The organism is Pseudoalteromonas sp. S2755 (assembly GCF_005886535.1).
Classification (GTDB): Bacteria; Pseudomonadota; Gammaproteobacteria; order Enterobacterales; family Alteromonadaceae; genus Pseudoalteromonas.
Genome location: NZ_PNDS01000044.1, coordinates 1 through 12,450 on the forward strand (window position 1 = coordinate 1; position 12,450 = coordinate 12,450).

Sequence of the window (12,450 nt, forward strand, 5' to 3'; positions counted from 1 at the left end):
ATTCTCATTTAGAACAACTAAATAGCAAAATTTTTGCCTTGCCTATATGGATATAGGTACCTTAGCGGTAGCAGGACGCGAGAGCGGTGCTACTAAAGCTATTTCCCCGCTTCAAGATAGATCATTTACTTAATACAACTGGTATTACTGCGCACATTGGTGACCAGTTTGGGTCCCCTTTCCGATAGTGACTGCTCTAACTTACTGCTGATATATCCCTTGTCTCCATATAAAGTGGCGGTTAGATTTTGAGTGAACTCTTCGACAGGAGCTGTATCATGCTTATTTTCAGGGTCACTTTGGCGGCAATTATTTCACCTTTATGATTGATAACTAGGTGTAGTTTGAATCCAAAATACCATCCCATCACTCCTCGACCCCGCTCAGCTACAACAGCAAACGTGTTGTGTCTCGGTATTCTCACATTATGACAAACTTTGATACTCGTTGAGTCAATGACGCAAATATCACTAGCTGTTGATTTTAGGGTTTTAAAGTAACTTGAAAGAGGACTAACGGCACGAGGCATGAGTTCTAAAAATCTTGTATAGCTGAGCAGTGTCGGAAAGTCTTTTTTATGAAAGCAAGCGAGGTAGTCTTTATAAAAGTTTTTAAAATCGCGCTGATTTAAAATATAAAACAGAATGATGACTGTCATTATTTCAGCCATACTCATCTGGCATGGCCTTATTCTTTTTATTTGACCGTGCTTTATCTGATAGGCGTACCATTGCGGCAAAAAAACTTTGCAAAAATCATCGACATCACTAAACAACTCAACTAACTTATTTATGCATGTTCTTTTATAGCTCACTTCTCTTTTGGTCGAAAGATCTGATCTTGGAACAGGCTTATAATTCACTTGTTTTTAAATTCTTATCCCGAGCTGGGGTTAACTAACTTCTTTAAGCTCATATTTAGGCTGGAGAGTAAGTTAAACAGAGTAGAACTCAAATAAGTGGCAAATTTATAGTCGCTCTAGTGCCTTTGCCAAGCGTAGACTTTATGGTCAGTTCACCACCGTGAGATTTAATGATATTAGATGCGATAGTTAACCCTAGTCCTACGTGTTTTTCTGACGCCTTAGTGGTATAAAAAGGGTCAAATACTTTATGTACCAGCTTATCCGCAATCCCTTCACCACAATCGAAAATATCGATAGAGAGTGTTTGATCCTCAACTTTCGTGGTGATTTTAATGGCCTTACGTATTCTACCCGTACTTTCTAAAGCGTTTTTTATAAGGCAGTAAATACTGTGCTCTAGAAGTGCTGGTGCACAATGCAGTGCAAACCGTTCTCCTTTTTCAAATTCAATCAAGCTCAAGTTTGTACCATCCAACTCCAAATTAATCATCACAGAATCCATTATTTGAGAATAAAATTCGACTTGCTGAAACTGAGTTTGATTACTCTCAAAAAATACACTTAGCTCTTTAACAATCAGTTGAATCCTGTCGAGTCCCGAATGCATTTCAGCCATCACATCATCACTTTCACTCAAAGCCCAGTTTAGTTGATACTCTTTTTCCAATTCACTCAGCGATTTTGCACATTCAGGAGAGAGTTGCGAATTATTTGCCAAAAATTGCCAAGCTCGATATAGCTTAACCAACGAACTTTGTACAAACTCCAAGTTGCTTTTTAGATACGCAAGCGGATTGTTAATTTCATGGGCTACACCCGCTGCCAATTGTCCTACTGAGGCGAGCTTTTCTGATTGGATCAAGGCTTGTTGTTGCTCAGCAATACGGTTGTATGCATCTCGCAAAGCTTCATTGGACAATTCAAGTTCGCGGGTGCGCTGCTTGACCTTTTCTTCTAATCCCTCATTAAGGTTGGTTAATTCGTTGGTTAGCAGTTCAAGCCGATTTAAATCTCGGTAAGAACGAAGAGAGCTGGTTAGCATGGAAAATAGACGGGATTTGGTGAGTTCCGTTTTATTTTTATAGTCATTGATATCATATCGAAGCATGACTTCATGTTCAGGCACACTGCCGGGCTGACCGGTGCGAAGTACAATTCTCACGTTATGATAGCCAAGTTCTTCACGTATGTATTGAGCACACTCTAACCCTGCTTCTTCGCTTTCCATGATGACGTCTAGCAAGACCAATGCAACATCGTTTCGATGGCTTAGAATATCAATCGCTTCTTTTTTGCTGTAGGCATGGACCAATTCGAGCGGTTTTAATTCAAACCGATAAGCTGATAACACAAGTTTAGTCACCTCGTGAACTTCTGGCTCATCATCCACAATTAACACTACCCACGCAGATGTAGACTCGTCTAGGTTTTGCTCATCTTGCTCTGAAACGTTCAAAAATGATAGCGGCTGCTGGCTCATGAAAATTGTACCTTCAATCCTATGCTTTAAGAATGGTACATATCCTTTAATTTACCAAGTTATTCGCAGCAAAAAGGATATGGACTTGGCACTATGATAAGACAAGAAAACTAAGTATTATTGGAAACCAATGTGTACTGTAGAGAAGCCGCTCTTTAACAGCACACTCAGTTTGAATTTGCTTACGCGTTTAGCGCGTCTTTATAGTGTTTTCTACAAAGAGAAACATACCTATCGTTACCACCGATCACAACCTGATCACCATCTGCAATAGCTTTACCGTGCTCATCGGTGCGAAGTACTCGGTTCGCTTTGCGACCACAGTGACAAATGGTCTTTAGCTCAATCAATTTATCTGCCCACGCCAGCAAATATTGTGAGCCTTCAAACAGCTCACCACGAAAGTCGGTTCTAAGGCCATAGCATAATACCGGGATCCGCAGCTCATCGACGATATCTGTCAGCTCTGCGACTTGAGCTTTTGTTAGAAACTGACACTCATCTACCAATACACAATCAATTTTATTCTCGGTATGAGCAGACATCAGTAATGCTTTCACATCGGTTTGGCTTTCAAAAACTTGCGCCTCAGCTTCTAAGCCGATACGAGACGCTACTTTGCCTACACCAGCACGGTTATCAATTGCAGCGGTGATAATAAACGGGCGCATGCCTCGCTCTCGGTAGTTAAATGCCGACTGCAATAAAGTCGTAGATTTACCGGCATTCATTGCAGAATAGTAAAAATAAAGCTGGGCCATAATAAATATTTCGAAATAAAAATTCGCGCTAGTTTACTGGCTAACGATTAAAAGATCTATTGCTTATCCGTTTGGCTAGGTTGTGAACGCAAATACTCACTATATAAGGTGTCGAGGTCAATAAGCTGGCTTGCACGCCACACTTTCCAGCTTAATTCAGGGTGCTGCTGATAAAACAGCTTAGAAAATGCCACAAAACCAAACGACGTTTCCAACGGAGGAAAAACCGCTTCTAAGTGGTTAAAGGGGGGCGATAATGTGATTGGCATATTACCGATTTGGCAAAGGCCAATGGTCGCATCAAGTAATTCATTTTCAACCAATGCAATAGCATGCTCTAACGAGTCAGTTTCGAATATGGAAAAATGTTTGGGCATACTCTCTCGAATAGCATAGCCACGAGGGACTGCGAGTTCTATTTCTGTGTTCAGGTTTAATGATGCTTTACTCGTTTTACTTTTGAGCAAACAAGTGCTGATCCGATTAATGGCATATTGCTGTGCAATAGTGCCATCGGAATGCTTTGGATATGCCATTTGCCCTTCTCTTGACGCTCGGTGGCTTGCCACCACAGCATCCACTTTGCCATTTTCCAGCTCATGCAAACAGCGGCTCCATGGCTTTCGAGTGTATGTGAAACTCACCTCTTTTACGTGCTCGTCAAGCTCTTGCACTACCTGGATCGTGACGCCTGGATTTGCCGATGGCACAGCTTGTCCTGCACCATGAATAAAGGGTGGAGCATGTTTATCTTCATAACAAAAGCGAACCTCTGTTGCCATACTGGCCCACGAAGTAAAAACGCAAAAAACAATAAATAGCAGTCTCAACATTCACTCCAAACATATAGTCAATCGAAATAACAACGATTAACCACTAGTATACTCTATTTTTTGAAGCTCACTCCTTCATGTTGCAACAGCCACTCTTTCGCTTCAAGTCCCCCAGCATATCCTGTTAATTTACCATTTGCACCAATAATGCGATGACAAGGCACAATGATACTTATTGGGTTTTTGCCGTTGGCAGCGCCGACAGCACGCACGGCATTTTTGTTACCTAAGCGCTCAGCTATCCAACCATAGCTATGCGTTTCACCAAATGGTACTTGTGCCAACACTTGCCAGACTTGCTTTTGAAAGTGCGTACCATCCACATCAAGTAGCACGTCAAAGCGTTGGCGTTTGCCAGCAAAGTATTCAGTTAACTGTTTTTTTGCCATTTCTGTATGGCAATTCTCCCCTTGCTCGTAGCGCGTTTTTGGAAAGAATCCGACATATCGTAAACCATCATTGGACGCTTGTATGATCCATTCTCCAGTGGGGGAGGCTAATGTAGTTTCAATCATAATTGTTGCCAAAGTTGAAAAGTTAAATAAGAACGAAAAGGGGCACATTTTTCGATATCTATTGCTGTTAAGGATTTTTCCATCGCTTTTTTGACCCCCAAATCACCACCCAAGTAAATGTCTGGGTGACTCAATCCGCGCATTTTTGCATAGTCAACAGTCCAAGGACCTACACCTTTAATATTCAACCAGCTATCAAGCTCAACATGTTCCGAATCAACGTATTGCTCAGCAAAAGCTTTAATAGCCGCCTTTCGCCGCGCTGGCATCTTGAAAAAGGCGAGATCACTATCAAATACGGCCTTAGGCTTAGGGAAGTAACGCACACCATCTTCAGCAGCTTCACCAAGTGTTTCAACCAATAAAGTAAGTAAGTTTCTCGCCGCTTGAACACTGATTTGTTGGCCCAAAATAGCTCTCATCCCCGCTTCAAACTCACTCCAGATCCCGGGTAATCTGAGTCCCTCTTGTAACTGCAAATCAGGCGCGGCTTCATGAAGGTGAGACTCAATAAAGCAGGTGTCCGCATCTAAATCTAACACACGTCTTATCTGTGCAATCATCGGAACTAACAAGGATAAATCACAGAGCGCGATATCCACTTTAAAGCGATGTTTTTCAGGCTCGATAGTCGCGGTGAAGCGCCCTATAACCCCTTCTATCATCACGGTTCGCCCATAACTGTTTTCGGTTAACCACTCGATACCTGACACAATTCTCATTGCTAAAAACTGCTGCATTTTATCCCAGTTGTACGGTGGTCGATAAGACAAGTAAATCGCAATGGCTGAGCCACTACCTGCGTCTTTTCTGAGTTGACTTGGTGATAACTGATACAGTTTCTGGAATGCATCATTAAAGCGTCGCAATGAATTAAACCCGGCGGCAAACGCGACTTGCGTGACAGGAAGGTCACTTTGCTGTAATAGTTGCTTAGCTAAGTCACATTGCTTATAAAGTGCATATTGTTTGGGGCTCGTACCAAAATATTGATTGAATACTTTATTTAAGTAACGGACCGAAATACCTAACCTATCGGCTAAGTCTTCTGTCGAGTGACGTATTAAAGCGCCCTCATCGATTAACTTTTTGGCTCTGACTGCGGTTGTTTCCGTGCCAAGCCATGCATAACTGCCCGGTGCACTATCGGGGCGACAGCGAATACAAGGCCTAAAGCCTGCTTGCGCAGCATTGTGGGCAAATTGAAAATACTCTACATTCTCTTCTTTTGCAGCAGGTGCAGGGCATATTGGCCGACAATAAATACCGGTGCTCTTGACTGCAACAAAAAACAACCCATCAAATCTAGCATCGCGACTATTTCTAGCTTGAGAACAAATTTCTGGTGTGTACATGACTTTCGCTCGTACTTCGTTTTCACTCAGTCTAATCGCTATCACTATAGCAAACTAGCCATTTTTGGTACTCAACCATGTTTGGGGTATTCATGAAAAAAGCCCACTAAGGGGCTTAACTAACTGAGGAAATAAGAAAAGTACTAACCTATTGCTTGATTATATCTTCGCTCGACTTCAGACCAATTGATGACATTGTAAAAAGCGGCGATGTATTCTGGTCGACGATTCTGATACTTGAGGTAATAGGCATGTTCCCACACATCTAAACCTAATATTGGGGTGTGCTGATCCATATAGGGGCTGTCTTGGTTGAGACTACTCGTCACCGCTAACTTGCCATTTTCATCCACAACTAACCATGCCCAACCACTGCCAAATCGACTGACAGCAGCGTTTGTAAATTCAGTTTTAAAGCTATCAAAACCACCGAGCTCACTTTCTATCGCTTGTTTTAACGGCCCATCACATAAAGGCACATAATTTGGAGTCATAATTTGCCAAAACAAACTATGGTTATTGTGCCCGCCGACATGTTCTTGCACTGCTTTTTGTAAGTTTTCAGGTAACGTTTTAATGTTTCTCAGCAACGTTTCGGTATCTTTACCTGCGAACTCCGTCCCCTCTAACGCTGCGTTTGCTTTATTTATATATGTCTGATGATGCAAAGTATGATGGATCTCCATCGTCTTCGCGTCGATATGCGGTTCTAATGCATCATATGCGTACGGTAACTCAGGTAAGGTATAAGCCATTCGACCTCCAAATGTTAATGTAAAACGCGAGAATGCAGATGTGTTACCTGCATCGCTTCGTTAATTTGATGAATAAGCTCGGGTAAATGAGGGTAACGTGTTGCAAAATGAATCAACTCTTGTCGAGTTTTATGCAAATGATGTAAGACGATAGGTGCAAGTTCGTTGTTATATTCAAGGTAGGTTGCATGTATTTTAAGATGGATTGCGATAAGTTGCTGGCACGCTCTATTTGGTTGGTCAAGCGCAATAAAGGTGTCAGCTAGATTATGCGCGGATACGACGACGGCAGGTAAACTGTGCTCTATGGCATTTATCACTACACTGTCTTTTTGGCATAATAAAAACTCATCTAAAATACCTGTCGCAAGTGTCAATGCAACCTGATATTCGTCGCGTGCACGCAGAAATATTTGCGCTTGATATGCTTGATTACCTGAGAGTATTTTAGCTTGCCAAGGTGACAACACTGAAGATAACGCGCAAACTCCACTTGCTAAGTGGTTTGCACTAAGGTCCATGCGATTTTTCATATTTTACCCTCTTACCGAACTGGCTTACTTATGCAAGCAAACCAGTATGAGCTATTAAGGCACTATACGATCACAAAAACATTAATGCAAACCATTTTCATTTGTGTTTAGTTGATTTCTACACACTGATGCGTTACCAAAGATTCCTCGGTTAATTCAAGTGTGGTATGTGACAATCCAAACCGCGACTGTAAACCCGCTTTTAACTGCGCTAACGTGCTTTGGTCGCTCAAAGACATAATGACAACTTGCGCCTCTAAAATATGTTCATGTTCATTGAGCTGCCAAACATGCATATGGCTTACCGTCTTAACATTCTCTTGAGTCTCAAGGTATTCCTTAATCTCTTGAATATTGACATTATCTGGCGTTGCCTGCATGAGAATTCTAATACTACTTTTACTCAGTTCGACGCCATGGAAAATCACGTACGTGGAGATCAACACGGTAGCAATAAGATCCACCACATACCATTGATATAAGATGATTAATGTTCCAGCCACGATCACCGCAACGGAAGCCGCAGCATCGGAAACATTGTGAATAAACGCCGCACGAATATTTAGGCTGGTTTTTGCACCAGCAGAATAAGTAATAAGCGCTGTGATAACGTCGATAACTAACGCCAAGGCTGCGAGCCACACCACTATCCAACCATCAATTGGTTCGGGGTTTAAAAATCGAGAAATCGCCTCAAATAGCAGATAAATCCCAACTACAATGAGTGTCGCGCTATTAATTAACGCCCCGACTATTTCAGCACGTTGGTAGCCATAAGTGAGTTCGAGTGAGGCCGGCTTTCTTGCAATTTTTTGCGCAACTAACGCGATAATAAGCGCACCAGCGTCACTTAAATTATGTAGCGCATCAGCAACCAAAGAGAGACTGCCTGAGAGAATGCCACCAACGACCTGTGCGACACTCAGTAGAATATTAACAAATACGGCCCAACCGAGCTTGTTTCCATGATGGTGATGATGTGCGTGAGACATACTCACTCCTATTTACTGACTCGAATAAGGGACCACTTTCAGTGGCCCCGACGTATTACGAATTTTTAATTTGCTTTGAGAATAGTGGATAAAGTGCTGGCAATACAAACAAAGTCAGCAAGGTTGACGTTAATAATCCACCAACAATTACACTGGCAAGCGGCCTTTGAATTTCAGCGCCCACTCCTGTCGACAACAACATAGGAATAAGGCCAAGGGCTGAGGTGATCGCAGTCATAAGCACTGGTCTAAGCCTTGAAATTGCTCCCTCAACGACACCTGAATGAAGCGATTCTCCCGCAGCCAATCGCTGGTTTATGCTCTCAACCATGACCACACCATTGAGTACCGCGACACCGAATAAGGTGATAAACCCAACTGAGCTTGGGACCGATAGATATTGTCCTGAGATATATAAAGAAAATACTCCACCAATAACCGCAAGCGGCACATTCACTAAAATAAGCGCAGCCTGAGCCAGTGAACCAAATGCGAAGTAAAGCAAAAGTGCTATTAGTGCCAAAGATAGCGGCACCACGATTGCCAAGCGTTTTTGTGCTCGTTGCTGGTTTTCAAACTGACCACCGATTTCAACACCATAGCCTGTTGGTAAGTCAACTTTACTATCAATAGCCGCGCGAATATCACTTACTACACTGCCCATATCCCGGCCTTGCACATTCGCTTGGATCACCACTCGACGTTGAACGTCATCTCGTCTTACTTGCGGTGGACCAGATTGATATTCAACATTCGCAACATCAGCCAAACGGATCCACGCCCCTGAACTTGATTGTAAACGTATTTCTTCAATGGTCTGCTTGCTTTGACGGTACTTAGGTGCCAAGCGGACGTAAATATCATAGCGCTCATTACCGTTGATAACCTGCCCCGCTTTACTGCCACCAATGCCATCTTGCACTAATGCCATAACGTCGCCGACAGCTAAACCGTAGCGAGATAACGCTTGACGTTTTGGGGTGATGATCAGCTGTGATTCACCTGCTATTTGTTCAAGTTGTACGCCCTCTGTCCCTTCAACTTGCGCCACGGCAGCCTCAATTTCCTTGCCCTTTTTTGCAAGCACAGCTAAATCCGGGCCAAACAGCTTAATCGCCAACTGCGCTTTAACACCTGAGAGTAATTCATCGACACGCGTCGCAATAGGCTGTGAAAAATTAAACAGTAAACCAGGATAAGCCGATAGCTTGTGTTCCATTAAAGCTTGTAATTCGTAGCGATTATTTGCGCTTTGCCACTGTGCTACTGGTGCAAGACCAATATAGATTTCAATGTTATTTACCGGTTCAGGATCGCCACCTATCTCCGCTCGACCAATTCTGCTTAGCGCGTAGTTTACCTCCGGAAAAGTGAGCAGCATTTTTTCCAGCTCAGGCGCAACATTCAGCGCGGTTTCAAGACTGGCGGAAGGCGCTAGCGTTACCCTTAGATTGATGGTGCCTTCTTCAAGCTCAGGGACAAACTCGGTACCAATTTTAGTGAACGTAAAACCGGCCGCCGCCATCAATAAAATGACGATTGCCATCAACAACTTTTGCCTATGCAACACTCGATTTAACGTCCAGCGGTAGCCTTTTTCTAGCGCGACGAGAATAAGACTTTCTCGCGCTTTAACGCCATGTTTAAATAAGTAGGTCGCAAGCGCTGGGACAATGATAAGGGCAACAAATATCGCCGCAACAACAGCCAAAATAATACTGATTGCCATAGGTTGAAATAGTTTAGCTTCAACCCCTTCAAAACTAAATAACGGGGTGAACACCACTAAGATAATACTGGCAGCAAAAAAGATTGGCCTTGCCACTTCCTTTCCTGCGAGCTCAACAATGAGTCCTACAGAAAAGTCATCACTTTCCTTTTGCCTTGTTAGGTGTTTAAAGATGTTTTCTACCATCACCACTGAGCCGTCAACTAACATCCCTATCGCGACTGCGATACCACCTAGCGACATTAAGTTGGCCGATACGCCAAGCCACGCCATAACCACAAGTGCAATAGCAATTGAAATAGGAATTGAAATGAGCACCAGAAAAGTCGCTCTCAGGTTCATTAAAAACAGCGCGAGCACCACAACGATAAAAATAAATGCCAGTGCCAAGGCTTCAACGACTGTTTGTACTGCTTTGCTGATCAGATCAGACTGATCGTAAAACGGCTCAAACCTTACCCCTTCAGGTAGTGCTTGATTAATCAGTTCCACGCGGTTGTTAATGCTATCAATGGTTGCTTTGGTGTTTGCTCCCATTCGCTTGAGCACTATACCTGTTACTACTTCACCGAGCTGTTCCACTTCACCAGAGGCGCTTTTTCTAGACATCGTCACCGCGCCTTGACGGATTTCTCCACCAATCGATACAGTGGCAACCTGAGCCACAGTCACGACCGTGCCATCAATGGCTTTGACGGGCACGTTGGCAATCTCCTCGATCCCCTTTTCCCCACTTTGAAACCAGCCAGCTGCGCGGATCACCAACTGCTCTTGACCACGCTCTAAATACCAGCCGCCGACATTTTGGTTATTACGCTCAATGGCTCTCACCACATCTTGCTGAGTGAGCGCATAAGCCAATAGCTTATTTGGGTCGATATTGACTTGATACTGACGCACATCGCCGCCAAAGGCCAATACATCGGTTACCCCATCAATGGGCATAATTAACAGCTTAACTACCCAGTCATTGAGACTACGTAAGGCCATTGCATCATATTCAGAGTTCGTCTCGCTTATCAGCATATATTGAAATACTTGACCAAGCCCTGAGGTATTTGGCCCCATTTCTGGCGTACCCACACCGCTTGGGATCAACTCCTTTGCAGCTTGGAGGCGCTCAAATACCAACTGTCTGGCAAAATAGATATCTGTGCCTTCCTTAAATACCACCGTAACGCCAGAAAGACCTGTTTTAGAAATTGAACGCACTTGCTGCACATCAGGCAAGGCATACATCACAGCCTCAATTGGATAGGTGATTAACTGCTCAACCTCTTCTGCTGCTAGTCCCGGCGCTTCAGTATTCACCGCAACCTGCACATTCGTTACATCGGGAAACGCATCTAAGTTGAGTTTTGGAATAGTCACGCTAGCAGTTGCCGTGATAACGAGTAAAAAAAGCATGATTAGAAGCCGATTGTTTACAGACCAATCGATAATTCGATTAAACATGATGAGGCTCCTCTTAATGATTATGTGGATCGAAGCCTGCTTTGGCTTGCTCTGACGCAATAAAGAACGCTCCAGTTACGGCCACGCGCTCACCCACAGCTAAACCGATAACTTCAACCTGAGCGCCAAAGTCTTCACCTAAAGTCACTTCTTTGGGATGGAACTCGCCGGGTGCTTCTTCGATGTACACCACCCAATCACCGCCAGGACCACGACTTAACGCGTCTGCAGGTAGCGCAATGATTGACTCCTTTGACGGTATGATAAAGTTGACGTTTACAAACATCCCTGCGTGCAGCTTGTCGTCACTATTTTCAACCAATAGGCGGATCTGTCTGGTTCGAGTAATGGGGTCGATAGTGTGCGCTGCTTGGATAACGCGAGCCGCATATTGCTGATCTTCTATGCCAATCAATGCTTTAGAGTTAACCGCTAACGAAAGTTGAGAGTTGGGTTGTAAACGGGCTTCTACCCATAGCTCGCTTTCATCAGTGATTGCCATTAAAGTTGTGCCAGAAGCAACATGCTGGCCCTGAGTAAAGGCATCTTGAGTTACCACTCCCTCGCGCTCAGCAACGAGCGTATATTGGCCAAGTTCACTGGCGGGCTTAGTGGCTATTTCTTTAATCTCTTTTTCTGTTACTCCAAGTGCCAACAACTTTGAATAAGCCGAACTAAAATCGGCACTTGCTTGAACGCGTTCACGCTCACTGATGGTTTCTTTACTTAACCGTTTAACTCTATCCCATTCTGTTGAAGCGACCAAATACTGCGCTTGGGCCTGCGCCATTGCCTCTGAGAATAAGGTGATAAGTGGGTCGTTAACATTAACCATAGAGCCAAGCGTAGTGTGTCGCTTTAACACGATTGAATCGGCTCTTGGCGATACTAAATAGCTGGTATAGCCATTGGCTTTTACTTCTCCAGGCGCAAAATAAAAGCGCTCATGGCTTTCCAGCTTGACTTCTTTGGTCTGAATTCCGGCAAAACGCATCTGCTGTTGCGTCAGTACGATAGCATTTTCTTCCTCTTCATGTTCTTCATGACCGTCGCCGGCATATGTCAGCGAGCTAAAAAGCGTGTTCACCGCGAAATAGATGGAAAAAATTTTAAAGTTTGTCATTCGATACTCTTTTTACTCAAGAACGTAAGTTGACGTTCAAAACCGTTAGCTTGT

General features: G+C 43.6%; 10 protein-coding genes and 1 pseudogene. All 11 read right to left on the minus strand.

Annotated features, from left to right (window positions below):
- Positions 1-143: 143 nt before the first annotated feature.
- Positions 144-793 (minus strand): annotated as a pseudogene (locus CWC03_RS08820) (IS982 family transposase); the annotation flags it as partial.
- Positions 794-950: 157 nt separating this feature from the next.
- Positions 951-2,345: an ATP-binding protein gene (locus tag CWC03_RS08825; RefSeq protein WP_138581503.1), complete on the minus strand. Its 1,395-nt coding sequence runs from the start codon at positions 2,343-2,345 to the stop codon at positions 951-953.
- Between the two features lie 182 nt (positions 2,346-2,527).
- On the minus strand, positions 2,528-3,106 hold the full coding sequence (locus CWC03_RS08830) for a thymidine kinase (RefSeq protein WP_128726192.1): 579 nt from the start codon (positions 3,104-3,106) through the stop codon (positions 2,528-2,530).
- Positions 3,107-3,162: 56 nt separating this feature from the next.
- Positions 3,163-3,888, minus strand: coding sequence for a transporter substrate-binding domain-containing protein (locus tag CWC03_RS08835; RefSeq protein WP_249313989.1), 726 nt, complete (start codon positions 3,886-3,888; stop codon positions 3,163-3,165).
- 104 nt (positions 3,889-3,992) lie between these two features.
- Positions 3,993-4,454 (minus strand): methylated-DNA--[protein]-cysteine S-methyltransferase, encoded by a 462-nt coding sequence (locus CWC03_RS08840; RefSeq protein ID WP_138581507.1) that lies wholly within the window; start codon positions 4,452-4,454, stop codon positions 3,993-3,995.
- Positions 4,451-5,809, minus strand: a complete 1,359-nt coding sequence (locus tag CWC03_RS08845) for an AlkA N-terminal domain-containing protein (RefSeq protein WP_138581509.1) — start codon at positions 5,807-5,809, stop codon at positions 4,451-4,453. Before CWC03_RS08845 ends, CWC03_RS08840 begins: the two co-directional genes overlap by 4 nt.
- A gap of 143 nt (positions 5,810-5,952) precedes the next feature.
- The gene (locus tag CWC03_RS08850; protein WP_138581511.1) at positions 5,953-6,564 is read right to left on the minus strand and encodes a superoxide dismutase; all 612 of its coding nucleotides are present in this window, start codon (positions 6,562-6,564) and stop codon (positions 5,953-5,955) included.
- 14 nt (positions 6,565-6,578) lie between these two features.
- Positions 6,579-7,097 (minus strand): DUF2753 family protein, encoded by a 519-nt coding sequence (locus CWC03_RS08855; RefSeq protein WP_138581513.1) that lies wholly within the window; start codon positions 7,095-7,097, stop codon positions 6,579-6,581.
- Between the two features lie 107 nt (positions 7,098-7,204).
- Entirely contained in the window at positions 7,205-8,089 is an 885-nt protein-coding gene (locus CWC03_RS08860) for a cation diffusion facilitator family transporter (protein ID WP_138581515.1), read from the minus strand.
- Positions 8,090-8,144: 55 nt separating this feature from the next.
- The gene (locus CWC03_RS08865; protein ID WP_138581517.1) at positions 8,145-11,273 is read right to left on the minus strand and encodes an efflux RND transporter permease subunit; all 3,129 of its coding nucleotides are present in this window, start codon (positions 11,271-11,273) and stop codon (positions 8,145-8,147) included.
- Between the two features lie 13 nt (positions 11,274-11,286).
- A complete protein-coding gene (locus tag CWC03_RS08870; protein WP_138581519.1) occupies positions 11,287-12,396 on the minus strand; it encodes an efflux RND transporter periplasmic adaptor subunit in 1,110 nt (369 codons plus the stop codon).
- Positions 12,397-12,450 lie beyond the last annotated feature (54 nt).